Raw genomic sequence first — 14,137 nt, 5'->3', positions numbered from 1 at the left:
GTCATTGCAACCTGTGGGCACCAGCCTGGCACCCACAGGAATCGGGTCAAACCAGGTGCAGCGCCGTCAGCAGCATGTCGATCGCCTTGATGCCCACGAACGGCACCAGGATCCCGCCCAGCCCGTAGATCAGCAGGTTGCGACGCAGCAACGCCGCCGCACTCGCCGCCTGTACGCGCACACCGCGCAACGCCAGGGGAATCAGCACCACGATGATCAGGGCGTTGAACACGATGGCCGAGAGAATCGCGCTCTGCGGGCTCTGCAAGTGCATCACGTTGAGCACGCCCAGTTGCGGGTAGATCGAGGCGAACAGCGCCGGCAGGATCGCGAAGTATTTGGCCACGTCGTTGGCGATGGAAAAGGTCGTCAACGCGCCGCGAGTCACCAGCAACTCCTTGCCGATCTGCACCACGTCCAGCAGCTTGGTCGGGTCGCTGTCAAGGTCGACCATGTTGGCGGCTTCGCGAGCAGCCTGAGTACCATCATTCATTGCCATGCCGACGTCGGCCTGGGCCAGTGCCGGCGCATCGTTGGCACCGTCGCCGCACATCGCAACCAGGCGACCGTCGTTTTGCTCATGACGAATGCGCGCGAGTTTTTTCTCAGGGGTGGCTTCAGCCAGCACGTCATCCACACCGGCTTCAGCGGCAATCGCGGCAGCGGTCAGCGGGTTGTCGCCCGTCACCATCACGGTGCGAATCCCCAGTTTGCGCAGTTCGGCGAAACGTTCGCGGATGCCGGGTTTGACCACGTCCTTCAGATGGATCGCACCGAGCAATTTGCCATCGGCGCACACCAGCAACGGCGTGCCGCCGCTCTGGGCGATCTTGTCGATTTCCCGCGACAGTGCCGGTTGCAGGTCGCGGCGTTGTTGGCCGATAAACGCCAGCAGCGAATCGACGGCGCCTTTACGGAACACACGGCCCTGATAGTCGACACCGGACAGGCGCGTTTCAGCACTGAACGGCACGGAGGTCAGTTGGTCCAGGGTAGGCTCGGCTTGCGGGTGCAAGGCACGCAGGTATTCGACGATGGATTTACCTTCAGCCGTGTCATCCGCCAGGGACGCCAGCAGCGCCCCTTCAGCCAAGTCCCGGCCACTGACGCCGGGCGCCGCGATTACTGCGGCACAGCGACGGTTACCGAAGGTAATGGTGCCGGTCTTGTCCAGCAACAACACATGCACGTCACCCGCCGCTTCCACGGCACGCCCGGACTTGGCGATCACATTGAGGCGTACCAGCCGGTCCATACCGGCGATACCGATGGCTGATAACAGGCCGCCGATGGTGGTAGGAATCAGCGTCACCAGCAGTGCGACCAGGAACACCAGCGGCAAGCTGCCATTGGCGAAGTGAGCGAACGGCTGCAGCGTGACCACCACCAGCAGGAAGATCAGCGTCAGGCCGATCAGCAGGATATCCAGCGCGACTTCGTTGGGGGTTTTCTGGCGTTTGGCGCCTTCCACCAGGGCGATCATGCGGTCCAGCGTGGACTCGCCCGGGTTGACGGTGATGCGCACCAGCAACCAGTCCGAGACCAGCCGTGTGTTGCCGGTGACGGCCGAACGGTCACCGCCGGACTCGCGGATCACCGGCGCGGACTCGCCGGTAATCGCCGCTTCGTTGACTGCGGCGATACCTTCGATGACCTCGCCGTCACCGGGGATCATTTCCCCGGCGGCGACGCGTACCACGTCGCCTTTACGCAGGCTGGTGGCCGGTACGACCTTGAAGCTGCCGTCGGCCTCCTTGCGGCGCGCGCTGAGGCCTTCGCTGCCGGCTTTAAGGCTGTCGGCGCGGGCCTTGCCACGACCTTCGGCCAAGGCTTCGGCGAAGTTGGCGAACAGCACGGTGAACCACAACCACACGGCGATTTGCACGGCGACGAAGGTCGGCACACTGGTGTCAGGCACAAAGCACAGCACGGTGGTCAGCATGGCGGTCAATTCGACCACCAGCATTACTGGCGAGCGTTGCAGTTGGCGCGGGTCCAGCTTGACGAAAGCCTGGACCAGCGCCGGGCGCCACAGGGCCGACATGGCGGTTTTTGGCGACTCCTGAGTGTTCACGGGAGTGGCATTTTTTGCAGGCATATTCATTTTCATATCCCCTTAGAAGCCCATGCTCAGATGTTCAGCAATTGGGCCCAGTGCCAGCGTCGGCAGGAAGGTCAGGCCGCCCACCAGCAAAATGGTCACGGTCAACAGGGTCACGAACAGCGGGCCATGGGTCGGGAAGCTGTTCTGGCCAATCGGTGCGGTCTTCTTCATCGCCAGGCTGCCGGCCAGGGCCAGTACCGGGAGGATGTAGCCGAAGCGGCCGATCAACATACCCAGTGACATCATCAGGTTGTGGAACGTGGTGTTGGCACTGAAGCCGCCGAACGCCGAACCGTTGTTGGCACTGGCCGAGGTGTAGGCATACAACAATTGGCTGAAACCGTGAGGGCCAGGGTTGCTGATGGCACCCGCCGGACCAGGCAGGCTGGCGGCGATGGCGCCCAGTACCAGCGTGCCGATCGGCATGACCAGTAACGTCACCACCAGCAACTGCACTTCCTTGGCCTGGAGCTTCTTGCCCAGGTATTCCGGGGTACGGCCAATCATCAAGCCGGCGAGGAACACGGCGATCAACACGTTGAGCAACATGCCGTACATACCGGCACCGACGCCGCCGAAGATCACTTCGCCGACCATCATGTTGACCAGTGCCACCATCCCGCTCAGCGGGTTGAGGCTGTCGTGCATGCCGTTGACCGAACCATTGGACGCCGCTGTGGTGGTGACCGACCACAACACCGTGGCGGTGGTGCCGAAGCGCACTTCTTTACCTTCCAGCGGCGCGGTTTGTTCCACGGCTGGATTGTTCAGGGTCGGGTTGGGCTGGTATTCGGCCCACAGCGAGGTCGCGCCGCCGATCAGGAACAGGGCCAGCATGCAACCGAGAATCGCGCGGCTCTGACGCAGGTCCTTCACGTAGTGGCCGAAGGTGAACACCAGCGCCACCGGGATCAGGATGATCGCCGACAACTCGAACAGGTTGGCCCAGGCAGTCGGGTTTTCAAACGGGTGCGCAGAGTTGACACCGAAGAAGCCGCCACCATTGGTGCCCAACTGCTTGATCGCAATCTGACTTGCAGCCGGGCCCAGTGGGATCAACTGGTCAACGCCTTGCAGGGTCACCGCGTTCGCATAGTGAGCGAAGGTTTGCGGCACGCCCTGCCAGACCAGGAACAACGCGAACACCAGGCACATCGGCAGCAGGCCGTAGAGGGTGACGCGGGTCATGTCGACCCAGAAGTTGCCCAACGTCTTGGTGGATTTGCGACCGATACCACGGCACAGGGCGACAAGGACTGCCAGACCGGTGGCCGCGCTGACGAAGTTCTGCACCGTGAGACCGACCATCTGGCTGAGGTAGCTCAGAGAGGCTTCGCCGCTGTAGTTCTGCCAGTTGGTGTTGGTCATGAAACTGACCGCCGTGTTGAACGCCAGCGTCCACTCCTGACCCGGCAATTTCTGCGGGTTCAGTGGGAGATAGTCCTGGAACAACAAGATCGCGAATAACAGTACAAAACCAGCCAGGTTGAAGGCCAGCAACGCCAGCGTGTATTTCTGCCAGCTCTGTTCTTGATGCTCGTCCACGCCCGACAGGCGATAGCACACCCGCTCGACAGGGCCGAGGACCGGCGACAGCCAGGTGCGCTGGCCTTCCATCACCTTGTAGTAGAACCGCCCCAGGAACGGTGCCGGCACCAGCACCACGGCAAAGAAGGCGATGATCAGCCAATAGTCATAACTGTGCATAGCCTGCTCCTAGTTCCGATCCGCGCGTAACAGCGCAACCAGCAGATAAATGAACAGCGCCACGGCCAATAGCAGTGACACCCCGTCCAGAACGCTCATGGAAGTCTCTCCGTTTTGCGGCGATTGCCGCGTGTGGGTCAATTGTCGGCAGGAGTGGCGTAAAGGAACGAGAGCGAGGGTATGGTCAGGCCGTAAAGACGGCGTAAAGAGTGGGTTTATGCGGGGTTTACAGGGGGGTGTTTTGACTGTTGCGGCCTCATCGCGGGCAAGCCCGGCGCCCACAGTTGACCACAACCCCAGGTGGGAGCCGGGCTTGCCCGCGATGGCGGCAGTTCAACCACCACCGCCCTTAACTGGTGCAATGACAGAAATTTTCAAACGCCAAACGATCTTCTCGGCGACAGTTCGGCGTCTTTACGACACGGAATCGCACAGTGGCATGGCCGCTGCAACACCCTGAATCATTCCAAACCGTTCAGGGAGCGCTACACGATGAACACACAACTCAAACCTACCTTGGGCACCTTGCACTTGTGGGGTATTGCCGTCGGGCTGGTGATTTCCGGCGAATACTTTGGCTGGAGCTACGGCTGGGGCGTGGCCGGTACGCTGGGCTTTTTGGTGACGTCGTTGATGGTCGCCGCCATGTACACCTGCTTTATATTCAGCTTCACCGAGCTGACTACCGCTATTCCTCATGCGGGTGGCCCGTTTGCCTACAGCCGTCGCGCTTTTGGTGAGAAAGGCGGCTTGATCGCAGGGCTCGCGACATTGATCGAATTTGTCTTCGCTCCGCCCGCCATTGCCTTGGCTATCGGCGCCTACCTGAATGTGCAGTTTCCGGCACTCGACCCAAAACACGCGGCCGTCGGTGCCTACATCGTCTTCATGGGCCTGAACATTCTCGGGGTGAAACTCGCGGCGACTTTCGAACTGGTGGTATGCGTGCTCGCCGTCGCGGAGTTGTTGGTATTTATGGGGGTGGTCGCGCCAGCGTTCAGCTTCAGCAACTTCGCCCTCAATGGCTGGGCCGGTTCTGACACCTTTGGTGCTCCAGCGATTGGCGGGATGTTTGCCGCCATTCCTTTCGCCATCTGGTTCTTCCTCGCCATCGAAGGCGCGGCCATGGCCGCCGAAGAAGCGAAAGATCCCAAGCGCACCATTCCAAAGGCCTACATCAGCGGCATTCTGACCCTGGTAGTCCTGGCCATGGGTGTGATGTTCTTCGCCGGCGGCGTGGGCGACTGGCGCACCCTGTCGAACATCAACGACCCGTTGCCGCAAGCCATGAAAGCCGTGGTGGGTGACAGCTCCGGCTGGCTGCATATGCTGGTGTGGATCGGCCTGTTCGGCCTGGTCGCCAGCTTCCACGGCATCATCCTGGGTTATTCGCGCCAGTTCTTTGCCCTGGCCCGTGCCGGTTACCTGCCCTCTTTCCTGGCCAAATTGTCGCGTTTTCAAACACCGCACCGCGCAATCATTGCCGGCGGCGTGGTCGGTATCGCCGCCATCTACAGTGACGGCCTCATCAACTTGGGCGGTATGACGCTGACGGCAGCGATGATTACCATGGCCGTGTTCGGTGCCATTGTGATGTACATCATGAGCATGCTCAGCCTGTTCAAACTGCGTAAGACTGAACCGCTGCTGGAACGCACGTTTCACGCACCGGGTTATCCGATCGTGCCGGGCATCGCGCTGGTGCTGGCGGTGGTGTGCCTGGTGGCCATGGCTTGGTTCAACGCGCTGATCGGGCTGATCTTTTTAGGCTTTATGGTCGTAGGGTTCATCTACTTCCAGCTGACCGCACAAGACCGTGCCGATGCACCGGCGGATGCGATGCTGACCGGGCTCTAAGGTTATCGGGGCGGAACAGGCCTACAATGAACTACTAAGAAAGCCTGTTACTCAAAGCAGTTATTACCGTGGGAAAATTCTCCCACGGTAGTCCGTCTCAAGGAGAGCCTTATGCCGTGGTATGCGTGGTTGATTTTAGTGGTAGCGATCGGGTCGATCGTCGGTGGGCTGCTGATGCTGCGTGACAGCGCCAACAAGGTGGAACTCACCGACGAACAACGCAAACGCGTAGCCGATCGCAACGCGCAGGCGGATGCCAAGGATGCGCAAGATCGCTGAGTCTTGAGTTACTCCCAATCCGCCTTGGCAATATGCAACCCGTGCTGGCCTTTATAGGCCGCACGTTCGGGCTGGCTCCAGCCCTTGAGTAACTCATCCTCCAATCGATAAATCTCAACACCCAATGGGCGGCACACCGTCAGTGGGTCCTGCGCGTCCGGCCCCCACATTGGCAGCGACAGATCCCCGCCAGGGCACGTCGACAGCGCACACAGCAAATCGATCTCGGCAAAAAACTCCAGGTAATCGCCCTTCTGTGCCGGGCAGGCTTTCATGAAGTACATGTCGTCGTGATTGAGGCCGGTGCACTGGAAAATATTCAGCACGTCGTGCACGTCGAACTCTGTCAGACCGTGGGGCAATACAGCTCGAGTCAAGTTGGAGTGGCAATGGTGATGGAAGTCTTCGCCGGTCAGCATTCGGTTCACATACGGATCACAGCGCGTACCGAGCAAGTCATGCAGGCGCCCGCCATGTTCATCAATGCCATAGCTCGCCAGGCTGTCATCGGTGATGGTTACCAAAGGCCGCAGAAAGGGCAGGTTCGACCACAACCGGTCATGGGTACTGACATGGGCACCTTGCAACTGCCGCGTGCGCGCCGCCCATAACCGTTCGCGAGGGTCATTGGCGTTCCACACGTTGAAGTCACCTACCTGCGGGCCCACCGGAGTGGTGACACGGAACACCTGCCCAGCCGGCACTTTCCACGCCCTCCCCGTGCGAATCGGCACCTCAAACTGCTCAACCAAAGTACGTTTATCCGCCTGGTCGCGAATACGTTCGTAGAACGCTGTGTCCACTTGCAGCGCCGAGCCTTTGCTGACCTGATAAGCGGCCGGATAGTCTTTGTACATGATGCGGTTCCTCAATCAGGGTTGGGTAAACAGGGCCAATGACAGACGTTCCGAATCCTCCAGGTACACGCTCATCGCTGTGCCTGCCGCCGGTTTATCCCCTTGGGCCAATAACGCGTAAATCTCGCGGTCTCGCTCCAGCCAGGGTGACTGGAAGCGTTGCTCATCGGGAGCAGCGCAAAACACCAGGCGCAGTTGGGCAATGACCTGGGCGAAAAACTCATCGAACAATGGGCTGCGCATCAGCGCGACAATCTGCTGGTGGAACACCAGGCTGTGAGTCGCCACAGCGCGCCAGTCTTCACGCTCCCGGGCCAGCGTGGTGGCCTCGATGGCGCTTTGCATACGCTCGACCTGGTCGTGCGTAAGCGCACGGCTTTGGGCAATGGCCTGCAACTCAAGGGTGCGGCGCACGACGAACAGGTCACGCACTTCGTCGCGCTCCAGCCGCCGAACCATCACCCCTTTGTTGCGCACATAGCGGGTGAGGCCCTCCTGCCCCAAACGGTGCAACGCTTCGCGGATCGTATTCCGCGATGCGTTATAGGCCTTGACCAGATCTACCTCGACCAGCGCCATCCCAGGTAACAGGCGTCCACCCATAATGTCGGCACGCAACTCGAGCGCAATCTGATCGGCTAAAGACAAACTAAGCGCCATGACCACCTCAAGATTGTTGAACAATCACTGAACCAAATGTAATCACTTTTCATGCCAACGCAGATGCACGTTGTCCGGATGGGTAAATAGGTTCAACTTCGTTAAAATACGCGCTCGCTCCCGAGGCAGTCCTATGCGTTATTCAGCAGACCATAAAGCCCAGACTCACCAACGCATCATCAAGGAAGCCTCCGTACGCTTTCGCCGCGACGGCATTGGGGCCACCGGGCTGCAACCCTTGATGAAGGCTTTGAACCTGACGCACGGCGGGTTCTACGCACATTTCAAATCCAAGGATGAGCTGGTGGAAAAAGCCCTGCAGGCTACTGCTGCAGAACTGGATGCACATTGCGAAATGCTGTTCAGCCAAGAACGACCGCTGGATGCATTCATAGACAGTTACCTGTCCGAGAGGCACCAGACCTCGCCGGATAAAGGCTGCCCGCTACCGACCATGTCTTCGGAATTGGGCCTGAGAGGCCAGCCTAGCCCGACCACGGATGCAGTGCTTGGGGCTCGGTTGAAGCAGGTCGAAGCGGCCTTGGGAAACGCGGACGCCCATGAGCAAAGCCTGATGATGATGTCGACATTGGTAGGCGCACTGGTACTGGCCAGGAGTGTCGAAAGTGCAGAGTTGGCAACGCAGATCTTGAATGTGGTGCGCACCAAATTGAAAGCGCAGGTTTCAGAGCAAGAAAAGGCCGGTCACTGACCGGCCTCTTCAACTATGTCCCTTAGTTGATCACCAACCTGTCGCGGTTCTTCTCCAGCAACGCCTTACCGATACCCTTTACTTCCAACAACTCATCCACCGCCGTGAAGGGGCCATTACTTTCACGATAGGCGATGATCGCCTTCGCCTTGGCAGCGCCAATACCGAACAGGTCCCGACGCAGGGTTTCTGCATCGGCAGCGTTCAGGTTGACCTTGGCAGACTGCTCAACCTTGGTCATCTGTGCAGTGATCGGGGTGGGGGCTTCGGTTTTGACGGAAGGGGCAGCCGTGGTCGCTACGGAGATGCTCGCGAGGAAGGCAAAGATCAGGGAAGAGATATAGGTTTTTTGCATTGGTGACGCTCCATGACATCAATAGAAGAAAAGCAGCTTTCCGAAGCTGCCTTTCTAACTTAGGTGATGTGAGCGAAGAGTCAAAAATGGGTGAGTAACAGGGTGTTAAATCACGGTTCCAAACGGCGCTGCTGGTAGATCCAATCGACGATTTCGCCGTCTGGCGTATACCCGCTCACGGTTTCGCGCAGGATCTGACGAACGCGGGTGTAGTCATCCTCACTTACCGCGGTAAGCAATTCACTCAGTTTGCCTTTGAGTACGTCCCATGCCAGATGATCCTCGTTAGCACTCATGATCATCGGGTGCTGGGTAGCAACAACGTTATCGCCTATCAGCAACTCCTCGTAGAGCTTCTCGCCTGGGCGCAGCCCGGTGAACTCGATCGCTATGTCGCCATGGGGGTTTTTATCAGTGCGCACACTCAGCCCGGACAAGTGAATCATCTTTTCCGCAAGTTCTACAATTTTTACCGGCTCACCCATGTCCAGTACGAATACGTCCCCTCCCTGCCCCATGGAACCGGCCTGGATCACCAGTTGGGCAGCTTCGGGAATGGTCATGAAATAACGCGTAATTTTTGGGTGCGTGACGGTCAACGGACCGCCCGCCTTGATCTGCCGGTGAAAAAGCGGAATCACGGAGCCGGAAGAACCCAATACGTTGCCAAACCTGACCATGGTGAAGCGCGTCTTGTTGACACGTGCCACACCAGACTTATCGCCAAACATTACCGGCGCTTTCTCAAGACTCAGGGCCTGCAAGGCTAATTCTGCAAGGCGCTTGGTACTCCCCATCACATTGGTCGGTCGAACAGCCTTGTCGGTGGAAATCAGTACAAAATTCACCACACCGGCTTTCAATGCTGCCTGGGCGGTATTCAAAGTGCCAATAATGTTATTCAAAACGCCTTCGGCAATATTGTGCTCAACAATCGGCACGTGCTTATACGCAGCTGCATGATAAACCGTGTCAACGTGCCAACTCTTCATGACGTCAAGTAATTTACGCTCGTCGCGCACAGACCCCAAGATCGGCAATAGCTTAATGGGCAGTGACTCATGCGCAGCACGATGCTCAAGTTCAGACAGGATACTGTAGAGATTGAATTCACTGTGTTCGAACAAGAGTAATGTCTTGGGCTTGAGCGCCAGGATCTGCCGACACAGTTCCGACCCAATAGATCCCCCGGCACCGGTGACCATGACACACTGGCCAACAATGCAACGTTCGAGCAGGTCTTCCTGGGCTGACACTGCGTCACGCCCCAACAAGTCTGCAATATCGACTTCTTGAATATCGTGTACCTTGACGCGGCCACTGGCCAAGTCCATGAAGTCCGGAACGCTGCGCACGTGCAGGGGAAATCGCTCCAGATTGGAGAGGATCTCACGTCTTCGCCCGCGGCTCGCCGAAGGCACCGCCAGTAATATTTGTTGGGCGCCCGTTGAGTCGATCATCTGCTGGATATGCTTGGGCTTGAACACCTGCAGACCGGATATCACACGGCCTGCAATACTGCCGTCGTCGTCGATAAAGGCGACCGGTCGCATGATCCGACCCATGCGCAACGCGGCGACCAGTTGATTACCCGCAGATCCTGCCCCGTAAATGGCTACTTTCGTTAACCCATCATCACGATTGGTAAAAGGAACATGTTGCGTTGCGACGAACCAATCACCCAGGAAATATTGGCGCATCGCTAGCCGCAGCCCGCCAATGGTGATCAGGCATAACCACCAATAATTGAAAATCACCGAGCGAGGAACAACATACTGATGGTTGCTGTAAAGATATACAACCAAACCCAGTATGAGTGACGAAAGGCTCACCGCCTTGATGATGGTAATAAGTGCGTCGTTGCCAAAGTAACGCATGACCGCGCGGTACATGCCAAAGCGAACATACAGGGGAATGGCGATAACCGGCGCACTCAAAAACAACCACAAATATCGATGGATCGGTTCTTCCATTTCGGCGATGCCGAGTCGGACCACGAAGGCTAACCACAATGAAATCCACACCAATAAAATATCGGCAAGCACTTGAAGAATACGCTTGTGGCGGCGCGGGAGACTCAACAAAAAAACTCTCATCTTATCCAGGCCCTTATCGAACACTTTTTCAAACTCCTGAAATCCAAACCCTGCCGGCAAGTCGACGAAAATGGTGATCTACGATGAATGACCTGTACTGAATAAAGACTGTACAGACGCGACAACGGCACCAAAAAATCCCCTTTCAGAAAAACCTCATTTCCCGATGACCTGTCCTCGGGATAGATAAGCCGTACCTGTACTGAAAGTGCCAAGGCGGTGCTCGTCATCTCCAGTAGGCACCACGAATAGGATGATACCTGTGTTGTGTCAGAAATCCTTTGAAATCCCCTGTCTGGGCAAAAAAAGCGCGCCAGGTGTGAGCTTCTCCCCGCAAAATCTGGATGCCCATAAGCAAAAAATGGCGGACGCCAGACAAACTGTCTAAGCTGAGGCCGGTACTCTGCAGCCGCAACTGTATCATTAGCAAGCATAGCAACATTCCAGCCACGGAAAGTGTAACAGAAAATGGTCGCCTCTCAGGTAAGCATCACAATCGGATATCACCCTCGAGATCCACTAGCGGTTTATCCAGGTTAGTCTAATTCCCATGATCTGATAGTCCAGTGCTAAGGCGCTTGGGGAGACAGGCCGAACATCTATTCCGTTGCAGCCTTGGAAAAAAAGCTTCCATCAAGGGTATACTCCGCAGCGCTTTACCTCTCGTCGCTACAGCAAGGAACGGCGTAGGAAAAGTCTGAAGGCGTTCACCCCAACAAAAATAGTCGAATTAAATGAACTGGACGGTTGATTTAAATGATAAAAATGCCACTTCGCGATCTTTCTTCGAGTCTAAGTAAGTAAATCAAATGCGAGCTTTTTTCGCCCTGGATCAGGATGATGAGGATACTTTAGAGTATACGCACTACTTACTGAACAGCCTTTGCTCGCGCACATGCGTAATGCCTGGAGGCTCTACGCCGGGGCGGGCCGTGTGCAAAAGCGTATCAAAACAAACGGCACCCTAATCCGCGGATTATGATGTAAGCGTGCGTAGAACCTTATTTTTTAGCAGCGGTATAGCGATGACTTTAAAAACCTTGTGTGTGTTCGGCACGCGACCTGAAGCAATCAAAATGGCTCCCTTGGCGCTGAACCTTGCAGCAGATGAGCGCTTCGATGCCAAGGTTTGTGTGACTGGCCAGCATCGAGAAATGCTCGACCAAGTGCTCAAGCTCTTCGAAGTCACGCCTGATTTTGATTTGAACATCATGAAGTCCGGCCAGGATTTGACGGACGTCACGAGTGCCATCCTGCAAGGGATGAAAGCAGTCTTCTCTGCATTCAAGCCGGATATCGTCCTCGTCCATGGCGATACAGCAACGACGTTCGCCACCACATTAGCCGCCTACTACCACCAGATTCCCGTGGCTCACGTTGAGGCCGGCCTGCGCACAGGCAATCTCTATTCGCCATGGCCCGAGGAAGCAAACCGCAAGCTGACTGGCGCGATCGCTGCCGTGCACTTCGCGCCCACTGAAACATCCCGGCAGAACCTGCTGAGGGAAGGGGTCGCCCCCCAAAGCATCCATGTCACCGGCAACACCGTCATTGATGCTTTGCTGGACGTCGTGGAACGGATCAAGACCTGTCAGACCCTGAAACAGCAGTTTCAACGACAGTTCTCATTTTTGGGTGAAGGCAGGCGAGTGATCCTGGTCACCGGTCATCGCCGCGAAAGTTTCGGGGGCGGCTTTGAAAAAATCTGCCAAGCGTTGATCAATACCGCCAGGGACTTCCCCGATGTCGAGATTGTTTACCCCGTTCACCTGAATCCGAACGTGCGCGAACCGGTCAATCGACTATTGGCCGACATCGAAAATGTCCATCTGATTGAACCCCTGGATTATCTGCCCTTTGTGTACCTGATGGATCGATCCTATTTGATCCTGAGCGATTCAGGCGGCATTCAGGAAGAAGCCCCGTCTTTAGGTAAACCTGTGTTGGTGATGCGTGACACCACCGAGCGCCCAGAGGCAGTCGAGGCGGGGACGGTAAAACTCGTCGGTACCGAAACTGAGGTCATTACCACTAATTTGAGGGTTCTGCTGACCGACAGTGACGCCTATAGCCAAATGAGCTTCGCCCACAACCCCTATGGTGACGGAAAGGCATGCGTAAGAATTCTCGATGCACTTTCACGAATTAAAAAGGCTAATTCATGAGTTTTGAAACTGTTTCTGTAGTCGGCCTCGGCTATATAGGACTTCCCACGGCGGCAGTTTTCGCTGCACGCAAGAAAAAAGTCATTGGCGTCGACGTCAACGCGAACGCCGTGGCAACCATCAACCGGGGCGAAATCCATATTATCGAACCGGATCTGGACATCGTCGTACGCGCTGCCGTCACCGAAGGCTATTTACGGGCAACGACAACAGCAGAACCGGCCGATGCCTTTCTGATTGCCGTTCCAACCCCTTTCAAGGGTGATCACGAACCCGATCTTTCCTATATCGAATCGGCCAGCAAAGCCATTGCTCCGGTCCTGAAAAAAGGCGACCTGGTCATTCTGGAGTCGACCTCCCCCGTCGGTGCGACGGAGCAAATGTCTGCATGGCTGGCCGAAGCCCGGCCTGACCTGACATTCCCGCAAACCCATGGCACAGAATCAGACATCCGTATTGCGCATTGTCCCGAGCGCGTGCTGCCGGGTCACGTACTGCGCGAGCTGATTGAAAATGATCGCATTATCGGCGGGTTGACCACCAAATGTTCAGAAGCTGCGCAGCGCCTGTATAAAACCTTCGTCGAGGGTGAATGCATCATCACTGATGCACGCACCGCAGAGATGTGCAAACTTACGGAAAACAGCTTTCGCGATGTGAACATTGCATTTGCCAACGAGCTGTCGATGATCTGCGACAAACTCGACATCAACGTCTGGGAACTGATACGCCTGGCGAATCACCACCCCCGCGTCAATATCCTGCAGCCCGGCCCTGGCGTAGGCGGCCATTGCATAGCTGTCGACCCCTGGTTCATCGTCAGTAAAACACCGGCCGAGGCGCGGTTGATCCGCACTGCACGGGAAGTGAATGACAGCAAGCCAAAGTGGGTGCTGGCCCAGATTCAACTGGCCATCGGCCAATTCCTGCAGGAGAACCCATCTAAAACGGCCAGGGATGTTACGGTCGCCTGCCTGGGTCTCGCCTTCAAGCCGGACATCGATGATCTGCGCGAGAGCCCATCCGTCGATATCACCGCTCACATCGCCAACGCCCATCCCGGCACTGTTCTGGCTGTTGAACCGAACATCGAGCGCTTGCCCGCTCGCCTGGAAGGTATTGCAACCCTGAACGGAATTGACCAGGCACTGTCATCTGCGCACGTGATTGTTCTGCTGGTCGATCACAGCGCGTTCAGGAGCATCCCTGGCAGCCGCCTGTCATCGCTCAAAGTCATCGATACGCGCGGCGTGTGGGCTTGAACAACGCTTGAGAAAGCCTGTTTGGAAACCGACGCAGGCCGTTGGTATGACGTCGGTTTCCGTGCATTGAACGTCGCACGGTT

Annotated in this window: 12 protein-coding genes; 5 read left to right on the top strand and 7 right to left on the bottom strand. The window is 57.0% G+C overall.

All coding sequences use genetic code 11. The features are described from left to right. Positions 1-46 precede the first annotated feature (46 nt). Genes kdpB through kdpF form a run of 3 tightly spaced genes read right to left on the bottom strand, consistent with a single transcriptional unit; the run spans position 47 to position 3,910 of the window. On the bottom strand, positions 47-2,098 hold the full coding sequence (kdpB, locus tag ACI77D_RS17540; protein WP_407017172.1) for a potassium-transporting ATPase subunit KdpB: 2,052 nt from the start codon (positions 2,096-2,098) through the stop codon (positions 47-49). Positions 2,099-2,116: 18 nt separating this feature from the next. Next, complete coding sequence (kdpA, locus tag ACI77D_RS17535) at positions 2,117-3,811, bottom strand: potassium-transporting ATPase subunit KdpA (protein WP_407017134.1); 1,695 nt, start codon at positions 3,809-3,811, stop codon at positions 2,117-2,119. A gap of 9 nt (positions 3,812-3,820) precedes the next feature. Then, positions 3,821-3,910: a K(+)-transporting ATPase subunit F gene (kdpF, locus tag ACI77D_RS17530; protein WP_003218754.1), complete on the bottom strand. Its 90-nt coding sequence runs from the start codon at positions 3,908-3,910 to the stop codon at positions 3,821-3,823. 393 nt (positions 3,911-4,303) lie between these two features. Between kdpF and eat the strand changes: the two genes are divergently transcribed. Both eat and ACI77D_RS17520 read left to right on the top strand, forming a co-directional pair. Beyond that, positions 4,304-5,668, top strand: coding sequence for an ethanolamine permease (gene eat / locus ACI77D_RS17525; protein ID WP_407017133.1), 1,365 nt, complete (start codon positions 4,304-4,306; stop codon positions 5,666-5,668). A gap of 111 nt (positions 5,669-5,779) precedes the next feature. Continuing rightward, positions 5,780-5,947, top strand: a complete 168-nt coding sequence (locus ACI77D_RS17520) for a DUF2897 family protein (protein WP_064502997.1) — start codon at positions 5,780-5,782, stop codon at positions 5,945-5,947. 8 nt (positions 5,948-5,955) lie between these two features. On the opposite strand, the gene ACI77D_RS17515 is transcribed toward ACI77D_RS17520, so the two are convergent. Together ACI77D_RS17515 and ACI77D_RS17510 are read right to left on the bottom strand one after the other, a co-directional pair. Further along, positions 5,956-6,804 carry a DUF1989 domain-containing protein gene (locus ACI77D_RS17515; protein ID WP_262667396.1) on the bottom strand — a complete coding sequence of 283 codons (849 nt, stop codon included), beginning with the start codon at positions 6,802-6,804 and terminating at the stop codon, positions 5,956-5,958. Between the two features lie 15 nt (positions 6,805-6,819). Then, the gene (locus ACI77D_RS17510) at positions 6,820-7,464 is read right to left on the bottom strand and encodes a GntR family transcriptional regulator (RefSeq protein WP_064451505.1); all 645 of its coding nucleotides are present in this window, start codon (positions 7,462-7,464) and stop codon (positions 6,820-6,822) included. 133 nt (positions 7,465-7,597) lie between these two features. On the opposite strand from ACI77D_RS17510, the gene ACI77D_RS17505 reads away from it, so the two are divergent. Further along, on the top strand, positions 7,598-8,176 hold the full coding sequence (locus ACI77D_RS17505) for a TetR/AcrR family transcriptional regulator (protein ID WP_221294268.1): 579 nt from the start codon (positions 7,598-7,600) through the stop codon (positions 8,174-8,176). Between the two features lie 22 nt (positions 8,177-8,198). On the opposite strand, the gene ACI77D_RS17500 is transcribed toward ACI77D_RS17505, so the two are convergent. Next, positions 8,199-8,531, bottom strand: coding sequence for a helix-hairpin-helix domain-containing protein (locus ACI77D_RS17500; protein WP_221294267.1), 333 nt, complete (start codon positions 8,529-8,531; stop codon positions 8,199-8,201). Positions 8,532-8,641: 110 nt separating this feature from the next. After that, positions 8,642-10,627: a polysaccharide biosynthesis protein gene (locus ACI77D_RS17495; protein ID WP_407017171.1), complete on the bottom strand. Its 1,986-nt coding sequence runs from the start codon at positions 10,625-10,627 to the stop codon at positions 8,642-8,644. A 1,025-nt stretch (positions 10,628-11,652) separates the two neighbouring features. On the opposite strand from ACI77D_RS17495, the gene wecB reads away from it, so the two are divergent. Both wecB and wecC read left to right on the top strand, forming a co-directional pair. Beyond that, positions 11,653-12,792 (top strand): non-hydrolyzing UDP-N-acetylglucosamine 2-epimerase, encoded by a 1,140-nt coding sequence (gene wecB / locus ACI77D_RS17490; RefSeq protein ID WP_407017132.1) that lies wholly within the window; start codon positions 11,653-11,655, stop codon positions 12,790-12,792. Then, the gene (gene wecC / locus ACI77D_RS17485) at positions 12,789-14,054 is read left to right on the top strand and encodes a UDP-N-acetyl-D-mannosamine dehydrogenase (protein WP_407017131.1); all 1,266 of its coding nucleotides are present in this window, start codon (positions 12,789-12,791) and stop codon (positions 14,052-14,054) included. The genes wecB and wecC overlap by 4 nt, the downstream gene beginning before the upstream one ends. The last annotated feature ends 83 nt before the right edge of the window (positions 14,055-14,137 follow it).

The organism is Pseudomonas sp. O39 (assembly GCF_045447295.1).
Lineage (GTDB): Bacteria > Pseudomonadota > Gammaproteobacteria > Pseudomonadales > Pseudomonadaceae > Aquipseudomonas > Aquipseudomonas antarctica_A.
This window is presented reverse-complemented; position numbering and strand designations above follow the sequence as displayed.

What these genes read in the sequence shown, in the direction of transcription:
- ACI77D_RS17505 (WP_221294268.1), top strand. Translation starts at nt 7,598, where the DNA reads ATGCGTTATTCAGCAGACCATAAAGCCCAGACTCACCAACGCATCATC.
- ACI77D_RS17500 (WP_221294267.1), bottom strand. Translation starts at nt 8,531, where the DNA reads ATGCAAAAAACCTATATCTCTTCCCTGATCTTTGCCTTCCTCGCGAGC.
- wecB (WP_407017132.1), top strand. Translation starts at nt 11,653, where the DNA reads ATGACTTTAAAAACCTTGTGTGTGTTCGGCACGCGACCTGAAGCAATC.
- kdpB (WP_407017172.1), bottom strand. Translation starts at nt 2,098, where the DNA reads ATGCCTGCAAAAAATGCCACTCCCGTGAACACTCAGGAGTCGCCAAAA.
- kdpA (WP_407017134.1), bottom strand. Translation starts at nt 3,811, where the DNA reads ATGCACAGTTATGACTATTGGCTGATCATCGCCTTCTTTGCCGTGGTG.
- ACI77D_RS17520 (WP_064502997.1), top strand. Translation starts at nt 5,780, where the DNA reads ATGCCGTGGTATGCGTGGTTGATTTTAGTGGTAGCGATCGGGTCGATC.
- kdpF (WP_003218754.1), bottom strand. Translation starts at nt 3,910, where the DNA reads ATGAGCGTTCTGGACGGGGTGTCACTGCTATTGGCCGTGGCGCTGTTC.
- ACI77D_RS17515 (WP_262667396.1), bottom strand. Translation starts at nt 6,804, where the DNA reads ATGTACAAAGACTATCCGGCCGCTTATCAGGTCAGCAAAGGCTCGGCG.
- wecC (WP_407017131.1), top strand. Translation starts at nt 12,789, where the DNA reads ATGAGTTTTGAAACTGTTTCTGTAGTCGGCCTCGGCTATATAGGACTT.
- ACI77D_RS17510 (WP_064451505.1), bottom strand. Translation starts at nt 7,464, where the DNA reads ATGGCGCTTAGTTTGTCTTTAGCCGATCAGATTGCGCTCGAGTTGCGT.
- ACI77D_RS17495 (WP_407017171.1), bottom strand. Translation starts at nt 10,627, where the DNA reads ATGAGAGTTTTTTTGTTGAGTCTCCCGCGCCGCCACAAGCGTATTCTT.
- eat (WP_407017133.1), top strand. Translation starts at nt 4,304, where the DNA reads ATGAACACACAACTCAAACCTACCTTGGGCACCTTGCACTTGTGGGGT.